Consider the following 18,346-nt stretch of genomic DNA (forward strand, 5'->3'; position numbering starts at 1 on the left):
GATTCGTTATGGCTAACGCTTCAATGTCATGGTCAGACACCGTTCGTAGTTACCTAGATAAGCGCCTACTTTGGGTCTTTATGCTCGGCTGTTCGAGCGGTTTTCCATGGGTACTGATCGGCTCTAATATGTCGGGCTGGTTAAAAGATGCGGGCCTAACGCGTACCGCTATCGGCTATTTTGGTAGTGTATTTGCGGTTTATGCAATTAACTTCCTTTGGGCTCCCTTAGTGGATCGCGTCAAACTGCCATTGCTGCGCTCTCTAGGGCAACGACGCAGTTGGATATTCTTATGCCAAAGTGTCGTGCTCATCTGTACGCTGATGATTGCTGGTGTTGACCCTGCAAAAAACTTAATGCTGACCTCAATGTTGGCACTCTGCATTGCTATCGCATCCTCAACCCAAGATATCGCCATTGATGCTTATCGCATTGATACCTTTCCTAAATCCCAATCAGAGAAGTTACCTCAAGCCTCTGCGATGGCGGTTATTGGTTGGTGGACAGGTTATTCACTACCGGGCTACTTAGCCTTTATCAACGCAGATAGCATCGGCTGGAATGGTGTTTTTTACGGCATGGCGGTGATCGTCGGCTTATTGATGCTATTTACCTTGTTGGTTGGAGAGCCTGTAACCAAGCGCGATGCTCTGCAGGCCAAAGCCGAAGCTCGTCACAGCAAGGTCGTTGGCAATCCAGTAGTGGCTTGGCTTACAGTGACAGTTCTTGAGCCGTTTATCGATTTCTTTAAACGTAATGGCTTTCGTGTTGCTCTGACACTGCTGTTATTTGTTTTTCTATTTAAGATTGGTGAGGCGTTTCTTGGTCGTATGTCGATTGCCTTTTACAAGGACATCGGATTCAGCAATGAGCAAATTGGCTACTATTCCAAACTAATTGGTTGGGGCTTAACCATGCTATTCACCTTGATTGGCAGTATGGTCAATGTGAAGTTTGGTATTGTACGAGGCTTAATGATTGGTGGTATTGCGATGGCAGCCAGTAATCTAATGTTTGCATGGATTGCAAAAGTAGGCCCAAGTGAGTCACTCTTTCTTGCCACCTTAGTGGTCGATAACTTTACCTCGGCGTTCTCTACCGTTGCCTTTGTCTCCTTCTTAACCGTGGTGACAGGACAAGCCTTTTCAGCAACTCAATATGCGCTATTAGCCTCGTTAGGCAACTTTGGCCGCACCACTCTAGCCTCTTTTAGTGGTGAACTCGTCGATTATCTCAATGATTGGTCGATGTTCTTTATCATTACCGCGTTAATGGTGATCCCTAGCCTTATCATGCTGTATACCATGCGTGACTACTTTAACGACATGTTAGATAAAGCACGCTTACGTGACCAAGAAGATATTGATTCAACACAGCAGAAATAGAAAAAGGGTCGCATCAGCGACCCTTTTATTTCACAGATAACATCGAGATTCGCTTATTCTCTATGGATACAAACCCTTGCCAAAGCGATTAAAAATACGCGCAACACCTTGAGTAAACAGCATCGGTTCCGTTAAGAAGGTTAAGCACAGACAATCTTCACCTTCCTTGGTAAAAGGACTGTGTTTGATACTTGAATCTTTCAGTAAGTAGTCACCCGCGTAATACTCGCCTTCTTCATCGCTGAAAGAGCCATGCAATACCAGCGTTGATTCAAAACCTTTGTGCGTATGTTGCGGTATCTTCACGCCAGCGGTGATGTAGAGTAAATTAACTCTAGCGCCTTCCATTAAATTGATTGGCGCGCTAAACACTTTGCCACCGTAACTTTTCCACTCACCAATATCATCACTAAAACGACTGAGCGTAAGCGGCAGGGAGAATTGGCGTCCATTAACCTCAACGATTCTTGGTTTACGAGCGATACGTATTGGTTCATCACAAGGATCAAGGGCGACAATGCGGTCAAATATCACGCTCATATCAAAGCATTCCTCAACCTGCATCGTCTCGAGTTCAAGGCCCGCTTGTTCTTCAATCTTAGCGACATGTCGCTGACACTGTGGGCAAGATTCAATATGGGTGGCTAAAGCGAAGCCATCGACCGGTGTTAACTCGCTATACACATAAGCTTGCAACATCTCATATTTGGGGTGATAACTCATAACTGCTCCGCCTCTATGGTGTTTCTTAATTTCTCGACTGCCAATCTCAAGCGGGATTTCACCGTCCCCAAAGGTATATCAAACATGTCTGCTACTTGCTGGTGAGGGCGATCTTCGAGATACACGGCTTGCACGACTTTTCTTTGTGCTTCGGGCAATAAATCTAAGAATTTGAGAACCTGTTTTTTCAACATCTCATGTTCCGGAGAATAATGCTCTATCAGATCTGGCGGGATAAAATCGGTTGGCCAAATGTCATCAGCGAGAACGTGAGCATCACGGCCTTTTTGCTTGCGTAATAAATCGAAGCATAAATTCCTTGCGATGGTATAGACCCATGTCGACAAAGAGCTTTTACTACCATCGAACAATGCCGCTTTCTGCCATACCGTGGCGAGCGCCTCCTGCACTAACTCGATGGCCACTTGTTCGTTTCCCATGTGTTTAAAGGCGAACTGCTTGAGGCGAGGTGAAAAATGATAAAACACCAAAGCATAGGCGTGCTTGTCCCGCTGCTTTATCTTGTCCATGCACGCGGTCCAATCAGCCCGCGTGTAGGTGTTGGTGTCAGGTAAACTCATTCCAACTTCCTTGAGGTGTTTAATTTAAACTGTATACGTCGTCGTTTAAAAAGCGATCACTTTTTATCAATCGTCACCGATAAATAATCCATCGCCTGCTGGCAATCGTTTTGATCGGTTAAAAAATCAAAATGGTGTAGTTCAACCGGTATTAACTCGAGCCAACGCTGAGTCACCCAAGATGCGTCGTCGAAGTAACACTGCGGATACAAAGCGCTTATTTGGGGAAAGCGTGTGTAAACTCGCTTCAATTGCTGAGCAAGATACTGCTTGTCGTCACTGAGATGTTGAATTTCCCAGCTGGGTAACCACTCCACTTGAGCAAACCGCAAGCCATCAAAATCGACACGAATCCGCCCTAATGCGAATCGCTTCAAGCCAACCACTGTAATTCCGAGCAACCCGTCATCAAGCGTTTCAAAATCCACTATCTTTACTAGGCAGCCCGTGTGGGAGAGCGTACCTCGAGGGTTTTCTTCACTGCGTTCGAACAGACAGGTCCCAAAGGTACCATCATGCTTACTGGCTTCAGCGACCAATCGCTTGTACCTCGGTTCAAATATTCTTAAACGCATTTTACCTTCGGGTAGAACCACAGTTCCGAGAGGAAAAAGCATAACTTCGGTCATCAATAAATCCTAAAAGAACCCTTTGAGTGAGTTATACGCAAAGGAAACTCAATTCGATCATTTACCTTTACTGTTGGTTAATCGATGCACAACAAATTTTACGCAAGCGCTTGCGTAAACGATACCTCATACAATTTAGTTGCAACTTAATGAAACTAAGTTTGTTTGTAATTACTTTGTCAATAAACGTGATCAAGATCGCCTGTTTTATGAATTTTTACATCAAATAGCACTTTTTTTTAAGATGTAGATCGCTATTATTCCCACCAACAAGTGAAAGCAGATTAAATTGTGCAACCACTTACACATGTAAAATTAACAATCACAACCTCCTGAGAGACTTCTTTATGCGTAAAACACTTTTAGCTCTTGGCGTTGTTGCTGCGACAACAGCGGCAATCCCTGCTCAAGCAGAATATCTATACGGTTTTGGTGGTATGTATCTTGACTATCAAGTTTGGAATCAAGGTATCGGTAACGATGTTGATAACTTCGGTGGCGATATTTCTGAGCGTAACCAAGCTGTCATTGGTATTGAAGGTGGCGCAGGTTTCACTTGGGGTCAAATCTACGGCTTCTACGATTATGAAGGTGTCGATCGTGCAGGCGATGATCGTGGTGCATCGGCAAAAGGTACTATTCACTATAATCTGACTGATTCAGGCATCAGCCTTTACGCTCAAGTGTATAATACTGACGCAGATAAAAGCGCTCTTCATGAGCAAAATCGCGTTCTTGGCCTTGGCTACACAGGCCTGAAAGGCGATGGCTGGGCATTTACACCATTCATTGGTGCTCATCAGATCAACAGTGGTGATATCACTGGTAACAACGGCGGTATGGCTGGCTGGGTTGGTTTCTACAACACAGATATAGCGGGCCAAAACTTCACCTTCTCTACTTGGGGTGAGTACGAGTTTGCACGTAATGATGCATACTCTCGCTTACAAAGCACAACGGCAGGTTCAGATGAAAATCCAGAAAGCTGGGGTCTAAACGGCTCGATCAACGCACTTTGGAACATCAACCAAAACTGGTCAACCGGTGTTCTTTACCGCTACACAGTCAACAAGCTTGCGCGTAAAGACTATCAAGACCTAATTATCTACCGTCTGCAGTACAACTTCTAATTCTGCTCAAACAGACACGAAAGGCACCCTCGGGTGCCTTTTTTATTTGCTTTCCTTGAGGAGGCCATTATCCTTTTGCCATTAATCTAAATCGGTCCTTCTCATGAATTTTGCCATTGTTGGCCCAGGGGCAATTGGCTCTCTTTGGGCGAGCTACCTAACCCAAGCAGGGCATCACGTTTACCTGTGGAGTCGCAGTGACTCTTCGCATATTTCAATCCAACGTGATGAATATGAAACCATTCAATTGATCAATAACGATCCCGCGCAGCTTGCGCAAGCCGATGTCGTTCTTATCACGCTAAAAGCGCCACAAGTTAACGATGTACTTGCGTCTATTGCCGCTCACATTCATCCCGATGCAATCCTATTATTGATGCACAATGGCATGGGTACAGCGCAAGTAACTCAGCAACGTTTTCCGCATAACCCTCTATTGCTTGCCACTACAACACACGGTGCGTATCGCCCTTCCAACCATCAAGTGCACCATACCGGCCAAGGTCAAACCTTGCTGGGTGCTGCCAATGCACGTGGGACGCAATGTGAGTTTTTGGTTGAAGTACTTAATCACGCCCTTCCACAAGTGCTCTGGCATCGTAAGATTGAACAAGCACTATGGAATAAGTTAGCGATTAATTGCGCCATAAACCCATTAACCGCTTTGCATCAAGTTCGTAATGGCGAATTGGCACAAGCTAAATACCGTCAGCAATTGGATCAAATTGCCACTGAAGTCGCTCAAGTGATGTTGGCTGAAGGTTTAGACGTCGATAGTGATGCATTACGCCAAAGCATCAATCATGTCATCAATGCAACGGCAAATAACTACTCCTCAATGCAGCAAGACATTGCTCATCGGAGACAAAGCGAGATAGACTTTATCACCGGTCACTTGATTCAAACCGCGCAAATCCATGCGATTGATGTTTCTCTCAATGAACAGTTGTACCATGCCATCAAACAGATAGAGCAGAATTGGTAATCCTATGAGTAAAAAAGTACTAGTCCCAATCGCCACTGGCAGTGAAGAAATGGAAGCCATCACCATTATCGATATTATGGTGCGTGCAGGTTACGAAGTCGTAGTGGCAAGTGCAGATTTTTGTGGTCAATTGACGATGAAAGCCTCGCGCGGAGTCACGCTAACTGCTGATTGTCGCTTGGTTGATATTGCGGATGACGAATTTGATGCGGTGATCCTGCCTGGTGGCGTGGGCGGTAGCGAAGTGTTTCGTGATAGTACCGTGCTGGTTGAAATCATCCGTCAGCAAATGTACGAAGGTAAGTTGGTCGCAGCCATCTGTGCTGCTCCAGCCTTAGTATTGGCCCATCACCAGCTCTATCCGCAAGCCTTAATGACTTGTCATCCAAGTTTTCAAAGCCATATCGCTGCAAAAAATTGGCGCGTAAAACGTGTCACCTATGACGTCACACATAATCTGTTAACCAGCCAAGGCCCTGGTAGTGCTTTGGAATTTGCGATGGAAATCGTCATTCAACTTTCCGGTAAAGCGCACGCCTGGTCAATCGCCGAACCGATGGTGACCATGCCTGTACTGCATTACCATGAACTGGGTGAAAGCTAATGTTGGATATCAAGGCAATTCGAGTGCAGTTTCCCGCGCTTGCTCAGAAGGTGAACCAACAACCATTGGTTTATCTAGACAGTGCTGCGACGACACAAAAACCACAAGTGGTGATCGATGCAATCAGTCGCTACTACAGTCATCAAAATGCTAATGTTCATCGTGGTAGCCACAGTTTAACTGCTCAAGCCACCAGCCAATTTGAAGCGGCCCGCCATTGCGTCGCCAACTTCATTCATGCGGCAAGTGAAAAAGAGATCATATGGACTCGCGGAGCCACGGAAGCACTCAATCTAATCGCTCAAACTTACGCGCGTAATACTCTCCAAGCGGGAGATGAAATTCTCATTGGTGAAATGGAGCATCACGCCAATATCGTGCCATGGCAGATTGTGGCTGAACAAACCGGCGCAACCGTAGTGAAAATAGCGATGAACGAAAGGTGTCAACTGGATGTTGATACTTTTGAGCGCGCATTGAGCAGTAAAACAAAGATTGTGGCACTCGCGCATACCACGAATGTTACCGGCACTCGCCAACCTATCGAGTCGATGATTGAGCTTGCTCATCAACATGGTGCCGTTGTGGTTATTGATGCCGCTCAGGGTATTGTCCATGAAGAGATCAATGTACAATCTTTAGATGCTGACTTCGTGGTCTTCTCCGGCCACAAAATCTTTGCTCCTGCTGGCATTGGCGTGTTGTATGGTAAATTGGCACTGCTCGAAGCGATGCCTCCTTGGCATGGCGGTGGCAAGATGGTTGAGAAGGTCTCATTTTCTGGTACCACCTACAGTCAACTTCCAGGTAAATTTGAAGCCGGCACCCCAAACGTTGCAGGAGCCATCGCGCTTGCAACCGCGATAGAATGGTATGGCCAATTTAGTCGAGAAGAGGTGGAGCAACACATTCATGCATTAGTCGATAAGGTTTACCAACGACTTTGCCAACATGCCGATGTACGCGTGATTGGCTACCAAAGCAATGCGTCGGTGTTGTCTTTTGTTGTTGATGGCGTGCATCATCAAGACGTTGCGACACTGCTCGATCAACAAGGCATTGCTGTTCGTGCTGGCCATCACTGTGCACATCCATTAATGGATGCTCTGGGCATTGCGGGTACGGTGCGAATCTCTTTTGCCATCTACAATGACCAAGACGATGCAGAGCGAGTTATCACCGCGATAGAGAAAGCACTCGATATGCTCTAGCACTCATTTTTAAATGATTCTGACTAATTTTCAGATAAAAAAAGAGCCTCTGTTGAGGCTCTTGTTCTTTTAGCTCTTGCTGATTGAGATTAGCGTGGGCAAATCTCTGACTCAGGAAAGAAGAACGCAATTTCACGCGCAGCAGATTCAGGGCTATCTGAACCATGTACTGAGTTATGACGCATGCTCAAAGCGTAATCAGCACGAATAGTGCCACATGCAGCTTCTTCAGGGTTGGTTTTACCCATCAACTCGCGGTAACGAGTGATCGCATCTTCACCTTCCAGCACTTGAACCATTACCGGGCCCGAGGTCATGAATGCTTTCAAATCATTGAAAAATTCTTTGCCTTCATGCTCTGCATAAAAGCCACTCGCTTGTTCGTCATTAAGATGAACCATCTTTGCTGCAACAATGCTTAAACCTGCTTTTTCAAAGCGATTGTAAATTTCACCAATCAAGTTACGCTTTACCGCGTCAGGCTTTACTATGGAAAACGTTCTTTCTAGAGCCATATGATTTCCTTCTACTTCTCTTCTAATTTTCATTACGCAGTCTAAACGCTGCTCATATTGATCGTGTGTTTATTGAACCAAAATGCGAGCCAAAGAGCGCACACCCACACCGGTTGCACCCGCGCCCCATTTGTCTGACGGAGCTTTACGGTAAGTCGCCGCACAATCAAAATGCAACCAACCTTTTTTGTAATCCTCAACAAAGTAAGAGAGGAATGCTGCTGCCGTACTCGCACCTGGAGAGTAATCACCACTACAGATGTTGGATAGGTCGGCAAAGTTTGAAGGCAACATTGAACGGTGGAACTCAGCAAGAGGTAAAGGCCACACCCCTTCTTGCTCTTCGCGTGCACAAGTCAGCGCTTGATGAGAAAGTGCTTCATCAAAACTCATTAGCGCGTGATAGTCGTTACCTAGTGCATTTTTCGCTGCGCCAGTTAAAGTTGCACAGTCGATGATCAACTCAGGGTTTTGCTCACTGGCATAAATCAAACCATCAGCCAGTACCAAACGGCCTTCTGCATCAGTATTCATGATTTCAACGGTTTTACCGTTCTTATAAGTGATGATATCGCCAAGTTTAAGTGCGCGACCTGAAATCATATTTTCCGCGCAGCATAGGATCAGTTTTACACGCTTGTTAAGGCCACGCATGATCGCAAGACCTAGACCGCCCGTAATCGTACCTGCACCACCCATGTCTGATTTCATTGCCGTCATAAAGTTTGACGGCTTCAGGCTGTAACCACCAGAGTCAAAAGTGATACCTTTACCGACGAGACACGCATAAACGGGCGCGTTTTCATCTCCAGTCGGGTTGTAATCGAGTTGCAGCATTGCAGATGTGCGCTCAGAACCGCGTCCAACCGCGTAAATGCCTTCCCATCCCTCAGTAAGTAAATCCTTATCTTTAACGATACGAACCGTTACTGTGCCTTCTGGCGCGACAGATTTAATAAACTCAGCAGCCATGGTAGCAAGTTGACGAGGCGCGACTTCTTCAGCGGATTTATTGATGATATCGCAAGTAAAAGCGGTCGCTTGAATGCGAGCTTCTAACTCAGCTTGGTGCGCCTCTTCCAGAGGCTGCCAAGTTACATTGGTATTTTTCTTTGGTTCACGAAAACCTTGGAAAAAGGCCCAAATGGTTTCTACATCCCAACCTTGACCATCGAGCGCAGTATCTGTGATACCTTGTGAGACAATTTTACGTGCCGCTCTTTGAATTGCATCAAGATCATAGCCTTCAGCAAGATGAACCGTTGCACCTTGCTCAGTGAAAGAAACAAGTGCTTTGTTACCCCAATGTGCCGCAGCTTCAGTTTGGCTTAAATATACCGACATCTGTGTAGACATGGTTTCTCCTTGTCTTAATTATGGCGTTGACTACGCCTTTTGCTCTATACCGAAGTCCCCTCGCCTTTGCGTAATAAGGCAGACTTTGGTATCGAGTTCGATGTTAGCATTATGTCACGCAAAAATGTCATTTGGATAAAAAAACGGGCCATAAGGCCCGTTTTTTTAATACTTTTTGACGGTGCGTAACATCACGCTTTAATCCGCTTCATCCATCCAGCATAAAATGACCGCTTCAAGAATTTTTTCATTCGAATGATTTGGCTCATCGTCAAAATCATCCAACTCTAAAATCCATTGATGCAAGTCGGTAAAACGCACTGTTTTAGGATCAGTCTCTGGAAACTTATCACAAAGCTCAATCGCGATATCACGTGAATCGGTCCATTTCATTCGTCATCTTCCTTAAAGTCAGTATAGTTAACACTCACTTGAGCCTTGTTTATCACGATGTTATTCAACAACATCGATACATGGGCTCAGCGAATTGATTAATGATCTTCTGATGCGTGGTTCAAAGTATAACGTGGAATTTCTACCACAAGATCTTCTTGTGCAACACGCGCTTGGCAACCAAGACGAGATTCAGGCTCTAAACCCCATGCTTTATCCAGCATGTCATCTTCGAGCTCATCACTTTCTTCTAGTGAATCAAAACCTTCGCGAACAATAACGTGGCAAGTGGTACACGCACATGATTTTTCACACGCGTGCTCGATACCAATACCATTTTTCAATGCCACATCCAAAACTGTCTCGCCCGCTTGAGCTTCTAATACAGCGCCTTCAGGACACAAGTCTTCATGAGGTAATACGATAATTTTAGGCATAACTTCTACTCTTAAATATCATCGACAGACTGACCAGATAACGCAGCTCGAATCGATTTATCCATACGACGAGATGCAAACTCTTGGCTTGCTTTATCTGTCGCCTTAATTCCTAACTCAATCGCATCGGCATCATCGCCGTTGCGCAGTTCAATAAGGGTTTCAATCACTTTTAGCAGCGCTTGTTCTTCTTCACTTGAAAGTAATTCAGCACCGTCCGCTTGCATCGCTGCAATCAACCCTTCAATAACACGATCCGCTTCAACACGTTGCTCAGCAAGCGCGCGAGCTTGCATGTCTTCTTTTGCATAGGTCATTGAATCACGAAGCATATCAGCAACTTCATTATCACTTAGGCCGTAAGAAGGCTTCACTTGAATCTCAGATTGTACGCCGGTGCTCTTTTCCATCGCGGTAACAGACAATAAACCATCCGCATCGACTTGGTAAGTGACACGAATATGCGCAGCACCCGCCGCCATTGGTGGAATGCCTTTTAACGAGAAACGCGCTAATGAACGACAGTCATCGACCATTTCACGCTCACCCTGCACGGTATGCACCGTCATCGCAGTTTGACCATCTTTGAAGGTGGTGAATTCTTGTGCACGAGCAACTGGAATGGTGGTGTTACGCGGAATAATTTTTTCCACTAGTCCGCCCATGGTTTCGATACCAAGCGAAAGTGGAATAACATCAAGTAACAACATTTCAGAGTCAGGTTTATTACCAACTAGGATATCCGCTTGAATGCCCGCACCGATCGCAACCACTTCGTCTGGGTTGATACTGGTTAACGGGGTACGGCCAAAGAACTCACCGACCATTTCACGAACTAACAGAGTGCGTGTTGAACCGCCAACCATAACCACTTGGTTCACGTCTTCTAGATCCACTTCTGCATCTTTCAATGCACGTCGGCACGACATTAAGGTCTTCTTCACTAAAGGACGAATAAGATCTTCAAACTCTTCACGAGTCACGGTGCCTTGCCAGCCGAGAACATCTACATCAGCGACATCTTGGGTAGAAAACGACTGTTTCACTTTCTGCGCAGCGTTAAGTAATGTGCGGTTTTGTTCAGCAGATAACGAAATTTCCAAACCCATCTTGGCCAATAAATACTCAGCCAAAAGATGGTCAAAGTCATCACCGCCCAGAGCAGAGTCACCGCCCGTCGCTAATACTTCAAATACACCTTTCGATAAACGTAGAATCGAGATATCGAAAGTACCACCACCAAGGTCATAAACTGCAATCACGCCTTCTTGGCCAGAGTCGAGACCGTATGCAATTGCGGCAGCCGTTGGCTCATTAAGCAGACGCAGTACATGTAAACCGGCCAATTTAGCCGCATCTTTGGTACCTGCGCGTTGTGCATCATCGAAATAGGCAGGAACGGTAATCACGACACCCGCCAACTCTCCACCCAATGTGGTTTCCGCTCGCACTTTCAAAGCGCTTAAAATATCCGCTGAAACCTCAATCGGGTTCTTGTTACCACCCGCGGTTTGTAAAATAGGCAAGCCATTATCACTGGCAGTCAGCTGATAAGGTAAAGAAGGGTAACGCTGATTGATATCTGTCAGTGAACGACCAATCAGGCGTTTGACTGAAATAACAGTGTTGGCGGCATCTTGTTCAGAATGTGCAAGCGCCTCGTGGCCAACCAAAACCGCATCATTAGTGTAATGAACGACAGAAGGCAGAATACGACGGCCTTGGTCATCTTCTAATGTCGCAGCATCACCGCTACGAACCGTCGAAACCAATGAATTGGTGGTGCCAAGATCAATGCCGGCCGCCAATTTATGTTCATGGGGTGCCGAGCTCTGACCCGGTTCTGCAATTTGAAGTAACGCCATTGTTAGTCCTTGCTCTGAGATTAACCGAGTAGTCTTTCTTCCACTAACTCGATTTCATGTTTTAATTTGGCAATAAATTTTAGCTTACGTACGCGATCAGCAGCGAGAGTCCATTGAGCCTCGTTGAGCTCTTTTTCTATCTCGATCAGCTGCTGTTTATACGTTTTAGTCACCTTTTCATCAAACTCAAACAATGCAGCTTCAGGATCCGATCCACTTGGGATCTCTTCCAACTCTTCACGCAATTCCATTTGTTCCATTAAAAACATTGGATCTTGTAAAGTTTGTTGTTCTCCCTGAAGTTCAATACCGTTTTGGGCAATGAGATATTCAGCACGCGAGAGCGGCTTTTTCAGGATTTGATAAGCATCGTTGATTTGTGCAGCTCTCTGTACCGCCATTAAGCGATCGCGTTCTGAAGCAGTTGCAAAATTGTCAGGATGAAAACGTTTTTGCAGTTCACGGAACTGAGAAGAAAGAAGGCTACCATCCAGATTGAACTGAGTTGGTAGCCCAAATAATTCGAAGTGATTCATTTAAATCTAGCCCTTGGCAATCTCTCCTACTTTCACAAGTAGGAGATCAATCATTAAACGTTGAAGCTTTCACCGCAGCCACATTCACTTTTCGCATTCGGGTTATTGAACTCGAAACCTTCGTTCAATCCCTGCTTTACGTAATCAAGTTCTGTGCCATCAAGATAAGCAAGGCTCTTTTGATCAATGATTACCTTAACGCCTTTGTGCTCAAAGACTTCATCTTCTTCATTTAACTCGTCGACAAACTCAAGTACATAAGCCATACCCGAACAACCTGTCGTTTTTACACCGAGACGCAAACCCACGCCTTTCCCACGATTTTCTAGGAAAGCGCCTACACGGCTAGCGGCTGCATCTGTTAATGTAATGGCCATACTGCACCTTGATTGTTTCTATTACCAATAAAATGGGAGGCTTGCTCCCATCATGACAAAGTCGAGTTTACTGATGTTTTTTCTTATAGTCAGCAACTGCTGCTTTAATTGCGTCTTCCGCTAGGATTGAACAGTGAACTTTCACTGGTGGAAGTTCTAGCTCTTCTGCAATTTCAGAGTTTTTGATTGCTGCCGCTTCGTCGATTGATTTGCCTTTAACCCACTCAGTCACCAGTGAGCTTGACGCAATCGCGCTACCACAACCATAAGTTTTGAACTTCGCGTCTTCGATAATACCTTCCGGCGTTACTTTGATTTGAAGCTTCATAACATCACCACACGCAGGAGCACCAACCATGCCGCTACCTACCGATGGATCTTCTTTATCAAAAGAACCAACGTTACGTGGGTTCTCATAATGATCAATTACTTTTTCGCTGTACGCCATAATATCTACCTCGAATCCTCTACATCTATATCAATTGGGATGCTAACTGATTAGTGGTGCGCCCACTCAACCGTGTTTAAGTCGATCCCTTCCTTGTACATATCCCATAGAGGAGACATGTCGCGTAGCTTATTCACCGCTACACGGATTTGTTCAATTGCATAGTCCACTTCTTCTTCCGTCGTAAAACGACCAAATGAGAATCGAACTGAACTGTGTGCCAACTCATCGTTCAGGCCAAGAGCACGAAGAACATATGATGGCTCTAGACTTGCTGATGTACATGCACTGCCTGATGAAACAGCAAGATCTTTCAGCGACATCAGTAATGATTCACCTTCAACAAAAGCAAAACTGATGTTTAGGTTATGAGGTACGCGCTGGTCAAAATCACCATTTACCGTTACAGCTTCTAGATCCTTCACACCATTAAATAAACGGTCACGAAGGGCCAATGCATGATCGTAATCTTTTTGTAGCTCTTCTTTCGCAATACGGAAAGCTTCACCCATGCCAACGATTTGGTGTGTTGCTAGTGTGCCTGAACGGAATCCACGTTCATGGCCACCACCGTGCATTTGGGCTTCAAGACGAATACGTGGCTTACGACGTACATACAGTGCGCCAATGCCTTTCGGGCCATAAACTTTGTGTGCAGATAAGGAGATAAGATCTACTTTCATCTCTTGCACATCAATCGCAACTTTACCGGCAGACTGTGCTGCATCAACATGGAAGATGATTTTACGTTCACGACACAGCTCGCCAATCGCTGCAATATCTTGGATTACGCCGATTTCGTTGTTTACGTGCATGATAGAAACCAAGACGGTATCTTCGCGCATCGCCGCTTGAAGTTTGTTTAGATCGACAAGACCATTAGCTTCCGGGGCCAGGTATGTCACTTCAAAGCCTTCACGCTCAAGTTGGCGACAAGGATCCAGTACCGCTTTGTGTTCGGTTTTGCAGGTAATGACGTGCTTACCTTTCTTCTCGTAAAAATGCGCAGCGCCTTTAATGGCTAAGTTATCAGACTCAGTTGCGCCAGAAGTAAATACGATTTCACGAGGGTCTGCGTTGAGCAGCTCAGCGATTTGTTCACGAGCGTTATCGACTGCCTCTTCGGCTTGCCAACCGTAACGGTGTGAACGTGACGCAGGGTTACCAAACGTACCATCCATCGTCATGCACTGAACCATCTTTTCAGCAACTCGTGGGTCAACTGGACAAGTTGCTGAATAATCGAGATAAATCGGCAGTTTCATTCTTTACTCCAATGTAAACTTACTGACCGCCTATGAGCGGACATTGATTCCCATAGCCGCACTCAAAGAGTCGCGATTGGTTAAGCTATGGTTTACCGCAAGATCTAAGTCTTGTCGGTCAGAAATTTCGAGGACTTCGTTGTCTCTCATCAACTCACCTAGGGTGATGCTGTTAAGAAAGTCACTAATGCGGGAACTCAGGTCGCGCCACAATGTGTGCGTAAGGCAACGAGTACCACCTTGGCAGTCGCCTTTGCCGTTGCACTTAGTTGCGTCTACTGACTCATCTACAGCCGCAATTACCGTACCAATTGCAATATTCTGTGCATCGTCACCAAGGCGGTAACCACCACCAGGGCCACGTACACTAGCAACCAAACCTGCTTTACGTAGTTTAGAAAACAATTGCTCTAAGTAAGATAGAGAAATGCCTTGTCGTTCAGAAATATCAGCAAGCGGTACAGGGTTTTGCTGAGAGTGTAGTGCCACATCTAGCATAGCCGTAACTGCGTATCTTCCTTTAGATGTAAGTCTCATATAACACCATATCCACATTGTTCATGTGGTAACAATTTTTCCATACCTGACTAAAATGGTCAAGTATTTATTTGACCATTTTAGTCAGGTATTACCGAAAGATAGGTGTTAGTCCGAGATCAACGTTGGGTTGATTTTTCAACCGCCGTTAAAATTCCGCGCAAGATATTAATCTCTTGCTGCTCTGGACGAGCTCGACTGAACAAACGACGCAGTTTATTCATCACTTTGTTCGGCTGGTCTTCAGATATAAATTGGGTATCAATCATCACTTTTTCAAGATGCTGATAAAGCATTTCTAATTCTTTATGACGAGGATATTCTGGAACCTCGGCTTCAGGGTAGCCAAGCTTCTCTTGTTCTAGATGCGCAACACGAATTTCATAGCTAATGGTTTGAACCGCCATCGCCAAGTTTAATGAGCTATATTCTGGGTTGGCAGGGATGCAGACATGATAATGACAGGTCTGTAGTTCTTCGTTAGTTAAGCCGGTACGCTCACGACCAAAAACAATTGCAACATTTGCCTCGCGGCCTTCTTGGACGCATTTTTCACCACACTCACGCGGCTCAAGCATTGGCCAATCAAGCGTACGTGAACGAGCACTCGATCCTACCACCAAGGCGCAATCAGAGACAGCCTCTTCCAATGTTGCAAAAACTTGAGCATTAAGAGCAATATCACTTGCGCCAGCAGCCAGCGCTACAGCTTGATCATCGACCTCACATTGTGGATCAACCAAAACCATATTCGTTAAGCCCATCACTTTCATTGCGCGCGCTGCAGAGCCAATGTTTCCGGAGTGAGAAGTGCCAACTAAGACCACTTTGACGTTGTTAAGCATGACCGATTACCTATCGCATTATAAAGCTGCGAGATATTATCACATTGAAGAGGAAAAGGGGTGTCGTGATTCAATTGGGCCGAACAATAGTGCGAAAATTAACCACTTCCCTTTCCGGTTTATTCTGTTATACTTCCGGCCGTTTTTCTGTTCTTTAACATCCGTTGGGAAATTTAGTATGCATCCAATGCTTAATATCGCTATTCGTGCTGCACGAAAAGCTGGCAACCACATTGCCAAATCACTTGAAAATGCTGAGAAGATTGAATCTACTCTAAAAGGCACGAACGACTTTGTTACTAACGTAGACAAAGAAGCAGAAGCACTGATCATCGATACCATTAAAGCGTCTTACCCAGACCACTGTATCGTTGCTGAAGAAAATGGCCTCATTGACGGTCGCGATAAAGAAGTACAATGGATCATCGACCCACTGGATGGCACGTCTAACTTCGTTAAAGGTCTACCACACTTCTCTGTTTCTATCGCTGTACGCATTAAAGGCCGTACAGAAGTAGCTTGTGTGTACGATCCAATGCTTAACGAACTATTTACCGCTCAACGTGGTTCTGGCGCTCAGCTGAACAATGCACGTATCCGCGTTAAACAAGTGAAAGATCTACAAGGTACTATCCTTGCTACTGGTTTCCCATTCAAACAAAAACAGCACTCTGAGTCTTACTTCAAGATCATGTCTGCTCTATTTGTTGATTGTGCAGATTTCCGTCGCACTGGTTCTGCAGCTCTAGACCTATGTTACCTAGCGGCAAACCGCGTTGATGGTTACTTTGAACTAGGCCTAAAACCTTGGGATATGGCAGCAGGTGAGCTTATCGCTCGTGAAGCTGGCGCAATCGTAACTGACTTTGCTGGCGGTACTGACTACATGACATCTGGCAACATCGTTGCTTCAAGTGCTCGTGGCGTTAAAGGCATTCTTAAGCACATCCGTGAAAACGGTAATGCTGCAATGCTAAAATAATCGCTATCGTCACAGCTGATTATAAAAAGGCCCCGCTCTCTGAGCGGGGCCTTTTTTTGTTTGTTCGTTATCATGATAGCCAAGCGATGATGATGGCTAACTAGAGCATGCGAATAGGTATGTTAATTGTGATTAACTGATTCGAGTAAAACGAAATGTCTGCAGCTTTTGTTCACTGCCTTCAATATAAGCATAGCTATCAATTAACCACACCTGATTACCGACAAAACTCAATTCAAGACGCACATCCGAACTAGGAATATCATTGTAAATTACATCATCTATATTGGTTGGATAAAAAGAAATTCGATTACTATTCGATAGCGCTTCGCCAACAAAATTGACCGAGACGTTTTTTACTCGGTTATCAATCTGCAGTTGATGGCCGGTCGTTGGTTGATAGCTAAACGAAGCGTTAAGATTAAGCCCTTCTTCATTGATGATACTTACATTCGCATTTGACAGTGATGCCAATTTCCCTTCAGCACTAATTTTTTGATGTTCAATCGTCACAATATGATTTTGAATATTGACGTTCCACTCACCGACAAAGTTTTCTAATTGTTGCCAATTTTGCGGACTAGCGGCAGTTTTATCCCCCCCTAACGCAGTGATGGCATCATTACGGCTATCATGACGAATATTATCTCGATTACTCTGCAAATCTTGGCTTGAACCTGCCACACCGCCAGCGACCCCTCCAGCAATCGCACCTTTAACCGCAAGATCGGGTTCGCCAGTTAATGCTCCCATGGTTAAACCTAATAATGCTCCACCAACAGCTCCTTGCTTAGTCGCTGCATTAGCATCATCTTCGCCGGGTGTGACACAGCCAGCTAGTAAAGGGACTGAGATAAGGGATGTTAAAACTAGCTTAGTGTTGAATTTCATAAGACACCTCATTTCTTAAACTAGCTGTATGGTAAATAACCAATGTCAGTAGAACTTCAGTGAATGTCAGGGCAATTTTAGACTGGAAAGGAGAAATGTTACGGCTTGTTGCGGGAGAAGAGCAAGTGTCTTCAGAGTTGAGAAGCGAGAAGCGCTCGTTTGGAATATAGAATTAAAAGTACAGGTATGAGATCGCTTCTTCAAAGTGAAACATCGGAGAGGCTTAGTATATGGCAGGGGTGGAGAGATTCGAAAGCTACGCCCCAACACGCGCTATTTAGTATTAGGGGAATCCGCTGCTCTACCAATTGACGATAAACATAACGTGCAGATGTAAAAAAGCCCCAGCATTTCTGCTGAGGCTTAGTATATGGCAGGGGTGGAGAGATTCGAACTCCCAACACGCGGATTTGGAATCCGCTGCTCTGCCAATTGGAGCTACACCCCTGTAGTTCGTGTTTAAAGAGACGACTCTCGAATAAGTGGCGGAGTGGACGGGACTCGAACCCGCGACCCCCGGCGTGACAGGCCGGTATTCTAACCAACTGAACTACCACTCCGCAGTGGTATTTTTTCTAAATAAAGTCTTATGGTTAGGTAGCTTTATTTAGTTTTGCCTTCAGATTTTTCAAAATCTGAAAACAAGTAAAC

At 45.2% G+C, this 18,346-nt stretch carries 21 protein-coding genes and 2 tRNA genes; 6 read left to right on the plus strand and 17 right to left on the minus strand.

The window, feature by feature from the left end; translation table 11 throughout:
* Positions 1–8: 8 nt before the first annotated feature.
* Positions 9–1,385 (plus strand): AmpG family muropeptide MFS transporter, encoded by a 1,377-nt coding sequence (locus RH86_RS13565; protein ID WP_009386724.1) that lies wholly within the window; start codon positions 9–11, stop codon positions 1,383–1,385.
* 60 nt (positions 1,386–1,445) lie between these two features.
* On the opposite strand, the gene RH86_RS13570 is transcribed toward RH86_RS13565, so the two are convergent.
* The 3 genes from RH86_RS13570 to RH86_RS13580 are packed head-to-tail and all read right to left on the minus strand — an operon-like array spanning position 1,446 to position 3,318.
* On the minus strand, positions 1,446–2,108 hold the full coding sequence (locus RH86_RS13570) for a ChrR family anti-sigma-E factor (protein WP_009386725.1): 663 nt from the start codon (positions 2,106–2,108) through the stop codon (positions 1,446–1,448).
* Positions 2,105–2,689, minus strand: a complete 585-nt coding sequence (locus RH86_RS13575) for a sigma-70 family RNA polymerase sigma factor (protein ID WP_009386726.1) — start codon at positions 2,687–2,689, stop codon at positions 2,105–2,107. Before RH86_RS13575 ends, RH86_RS13570 begins: the two co-directional genes overlap by 4 nt.
* A 56-nt stretch (positions 2,690–2,745) precedes the next feature.
* Positions 2,746–3,318 (minus strand): LON peptidase substrate-binding domain-containing protein, encoded by a 573-nt coding sequence (locus tag RH86_RS13580; protein ID WP_009386727.1) that lies wholly within the window; start codon positions 3,316–3,318, stop codon positions 2,746–2,748.
* A gap of 347 nt (positions 3,319–3,665) precedes the next feature.
* Here RH86_RS13580 and RH86_RS13585 point away from each other — a divergent pair, with 347 nt between their 5' ends.
* From RH86_RS13585 to csdA, 4 genes are all read left to right on the plus strand, one after another.
* A complete protein-coding gene (locus RH86_RS13585; protein ID WP_005592817.1) occupies positions 3,666–4,448 on the plus strand; it encodes an outer membrane protein OmpK in 783 nt (260 codons plus the stop codon).
* Between the two features lie 103 nt (positions 4,449–4,551).
* Positions 4,552–5,433, plus strand: coding sequence for a 2-dehydropantoate 2-reductase (panE, locus tag RH86_RS13590; RefSeq protein ID WP_009386728.1), 882 nt, complete (start codon positions 4,552–4,554; stop codon positions 5,431–5,433).
* 4 nt (positions 5,434–5,437) lie between these two features.
* Positions 5,438–6,037: a DJ-1 family glyoxalase III gene (locus RH86_RS13595; protein WP_009386729.1), complete on the plus strand. Its 600-nt coding sequence runs from the start codon at positions 5,438–5,440 to the stop codon at positions 6,035–6,037.
* Complete coding sequence (gene csdA / locus RH86_RS13600; RefSeq protein ID WP_009386730.1) at positions 6,037–7,248, plus strand: cysteine desulfurase CsdA; 1,212 nt, start codon at positions 6,037–6,039, stop codon at positions 7,246–7,248. The genes RH86_RS13595 and csdA overlap by 1 nt, the downstream gene beginning before the upstream one ends.
* Positions 7,249–7,337: 89 nt before the next feature.
* On the opposite strand, the gene ndk is transcribed toward csdA, so the two are convergent.
* From ndk to trmJ, 11 genes are all read right to left on the minus strand, one after another.
* On the minus strand, positions 7,338–7,763 hold the full coding sequence (gene ndk / locus RH86_RS13605; protein ID WP_009386731.1) for a nucleoside-diphosphate kinase: 426 nt from the start codon (positions 7,761–7,763) through the stop codon (positions 7,338–7,340).
* A gap of 69 nt (positions 7,764–7,832) precedes the next feature.
* Positions 7,833–9,119, minus strand: a complete 1,287-nt coding sequence (gene pepB, locus RH86_RS13610; RefSeq protein WP_009386732.1) for an aminopeptidase PepB — start codon at positions 9,117–9,119, stop codon at positions 7,833–7,835.
* A 198-nt stretch (positions 9,120–9,317) separates the two neighbouring features.
* Positions 9,318–9,512, minus strand: a complete 195-nt coding sequence (gene iscX, locus RH86_RS13615; protein WP_005592824.1) for a Fe-S cluster assembly protein IscX — start codon at positions 9,510–9,512, stop codon at positions 9,318–9,320.
* A gap of 98 nt (positions 9,513–9,610) precedes the next feature.
* The gene (gene fdx, locus RH86_RS13620; protein WP_005592825.1) at positions 9,611–9,949 is read right to left on the minus strand and encodes an ISC system 2Fe-2S type ferredoxin; all 339 of its coding nucleotides are present in this window, start codon (positions 9,947–9,949) and stop codon (positions 9,611–9,613) included.
* 11 nt (positions 9,950–9,960) lie between these two features.
* Entirely contained in the window at positions 9,961–11,814 is a 1,854-nt protein-coding gene (gene hscA, locus RH86_RS13625; protein ID WP_009386733.1) for a Fe-S protein assembly chaperone HscA, read from the minus strand.
* 20 nt (positions 11,815–11,834) lie between these two features.
* Entirely contained in the window at positions 11,835–12,350 is a 516-nt protein-coding gene (gene hscB, locus RH86_RS13630; RefSeq protein WP_009386734.1) for a co-chaperone HscB, read from the minus strand.
* Positions 12,351–12,403: 53 nt separating this feature from the next.
* On the minus strand, positions 12,404–12,727 hold the full coding sequence (iscA, locus tag RH86_RS13635) for an iron-sulfur cluster assembly protein IscA (protein WP_005592828.1): 324 nt from the start codon (positions 12,725–12,727) through the stop codon (positions 12,404–12,406).
* A gap of 67 nt (positions 12,728–12,794) precedes the next feature.
* Entirely contained in the window at positions 12,795–13,175 is a 381-nt protein-coding gene (gene iscU / locus RH86_RS13640; RefSeq protein ID WP_005592829.1) for a Fe-S cluster assembly scaffold IscU, read from the minus strand.
* A gap of 50 nt (positions 13,176–13,225) precedes the next feature.
* Positions 13,226–14,440: an IscS subfamily cysteine desulfurase gene (locus RH86_RS13645; RefSeq protein ID WP_009386735.1), complete on the minus strand. Its 1,215-nt coding sequence runs from the start codon at positions 14,438–14,440 to the stop codon at positions 13,226–13,228.
* A 30-nt stretch (positions 14,441–14,470) separates the two neighbouring features.
* A complete protein-coding gene (iscR, locus tag RH86_RS13650; RefSeq protein WP_038219713.1) occupies positions 14,471–14,977 on the minus strand; it encodes a Fe-S cluster assembly transcriptional regulator IscR in 507 nt (168 codons plus the stop codon).
* Between the two features lie 119 nt (positions 14,978–15,096).
* Positions 15,097–15,822 (minus strand): tRNA (cytosine(32)/uridine(32)-2'-O)-methyltransferase TrmJ, encoded by a 726-nt coding sequence (gene trmJ / locus RH86_RS13655; RefSeq protein ID WP_009386737.1) that lies wholly within the window; start codon positions 15,820–15,822, stop codon positions 15,097–15,099.
* A 178-nt stretch (positions 15,823–16,000) separates the two neighbouring features.
* Here trmJ and suhB point away from each other — a divergent pair, with 178 nt between their 5' ends.
* A complete protein-coding gene (gene suhB, locus RH86_RS13660; RefSeq protein WP_005592835.1) occupies positions 16,001–16,804 on the plus strand; it encodes an inositol-1-monophosphatase in 804 nt (267 codons plus the stop codon).
* A 132-nt stretch (positions 16,805–16,936) separates the two neighbouring features.
* Here the strand turns inward: suhB and RH86_RS13665 are convergent, their stop codons facing one another.
* From RH86_RS13665 to RH86_RS13675, 3 genes are all read right to left on the minus strand, one after another.
* Entirely contained in the window at positions 16,937–17,695 is a 759-nt protein-coding gene (locus RH86_RS13665) for a hypothetical protein (RefSeq protein WP_009386738.1), read from the minus strand.
* 371 nt (positions 17,696–18,066) lie between these two features.
* Positions 18,067–18,143 (minus strand) — tRNA-Trp (locus RH86_RS13670).
* A gap of 35 nt (positions 18,144–18,178) precedes the next feature.
* Positions 18,179–18,255, minus strand: a tRNA-Asp gene (locus RH86_RS13675).
* Positions 18,256–18,346 lie beyond the last annotated feature (91 nt).

The organism is Vibrio sp. N418 (assembly GCF_000222565.1).
In the GTDB taxonomy this organism is placed as follows: Bacteria; Pseudomonadota; Gammaproteobacteria; order Enterobacterales; family Vibrionaceae; genus Vibrio; species Vibrio scophthalmi.

What these genes read in the sequence shown, in the direction of transcription:
- iscX (WP_005592824.1), bottom strand. Translation starts at nt 9,512, where the DNA reads ATGAAATGGACCGATTCACGTGATATCGCGATTGAGCTTTGTGATAAG.
- pepB (WP_009386732.1), bottom strand. Translation starts at nt 9,119, where the DNA reads ATGTCTACACAGATGTCGGTATATTTAAGCCAAACTGAAGCTGCGGCA.
- RH86_RS13585 (WP_005592817.1), top strand. Translation starts at nt 3,666, where the DNA reads ATGCGTAAAACACTTTTAGCTCTTGGCGTTGTTGCTGCGACAACAGCG.
- trmJ (WP_009386737.1), bottom strand. Translation starts at nt 15,822, where the DNA reads ATGCTTAACAACGTCAAAGTGGTCTTAGTTGGCACTTCTCACTCCGGA.
- iscU (WP_005592829.1), bottom strand. Translation starts at nt 13,175, where the DNA reads ATGGCGTACAGCGAAAAAGTAATTGATCATTATGAGAACCCACGTAAC.
- RH86_RS13575 (WP_009386726.1), bottom strand. Translation starts at nt 2,689, where the DNA reads ATGAGTTTACCTGACACCAACACCTACACGCGGGCTGATTGGACCGCG.
- panE (WP_009386728.1), top strand. Translation starts at nt 4,552, where the DNA reads ATGAATTTTGCCATTGTTGGCCCAGGGGCAATTGGCTCTCTTTGGGCG.
- csdA (WP_009386730.1), top strand. Translation starts at nt 6,037, where the DNA reads ATGTTGGATATCAAGGCAATTCGAGTGCAGTTTCCCGCGCTTGCTCAG.
- RH86_RS13595 (WP_009386729.1), top strand. Translation starts at nt 5,438, where the DNA reads ATGAGTAAAAAAGTACTAGTCCCAATCGCCACTGGCAGTGAAGAAATG.
- iscR (WP_038219713.1), bottom strand. Translation starts at nt 14,977, where the DNA reads ATGAGACTTACATCTAAAGGAAGATACGCAGTTACGGCTATGCTAGAT.
- RH86_RS13570 (WP_009386725.1), bottom strand. Translation starts at nt 2,108, where the DNA reads ATGAGTTATCACCCCAAATATGAGATGTTGCAAGCTTATGTGTATAGC.
- RH86_RS13645 (WP_009386735.1), bottom strand. Translation starts at nt 14,440, where the DNA reads ATGAAACTGCCGATTTATCTCGATTATTCAGCAACTTGTCCAGTTGAC.
- iscA (WP_005592828.1), bottom strand. Translation starts at nt 12,727, where the DNA reads ATGGCCATTACATTAACAGATGCAGCCGCTAGCCGTGTAGGCGCTTTC.
- suhB (WP_005592835.1), top strand. Translation starts at nt 16,001, where the DNA reads ATGCATCCAATGCTTAATATCGCTATTCGTGCTGCACGAAAAGCTGGC.
- RH86_RS13665 (WP_009386738.1), bottom strand. Translation starts at nt 17,695, where the DNA reads ATGAAATTCAACACTAAGCTAGTTTTAACATCCCTTATCTCAGTCCCT.
- ndk (WP_009386731.1), bottom strand. Translation starts at nt 7,763, where the DNA reads ATGGCTCTAGAAAGAACGTTTTCCATAGTAAAGCCTGACGCGGTAAAG.
- RH86_RS13580 (WP_009386727.1), bottom strand. Translation starts at nt 3,318, where the DNA reads ATGACCGAAGTTATGCTTTTTCCTCTCGGAACTGTGGTTCTACCCGAA.
- hscB (WP_009386734.1), bottom strand. Translation starts at nt 12,350, where the DNA reads ATGAATCACTTCGAATTATTTGGGCTACCAACTCAGTTCAATCTGGAT.
- fdx (WP_005592825.1), bottom strand. Translation starts at nt 9,949, where the DNA reads ATGCCTAAAATTATCGTATTACCTCATGAAGACTTGTGTCCTGAAGGC.
- RH86_RS13565 (WP_009386724.1), top strand. Translation starts at nt 9, where the DNA reads ATGGCTAACGCTTCAATGTCATGGTCAGACACCGTTCGTAGTTACCTA.
- hscA (WP_009386733.1), bottom strand. Translation starts at nt 11,814, where the DNA reads ATGGCGTTACTTCAAATTGCAGAACCGGGTCAGAGCTCGGCACCCCAT.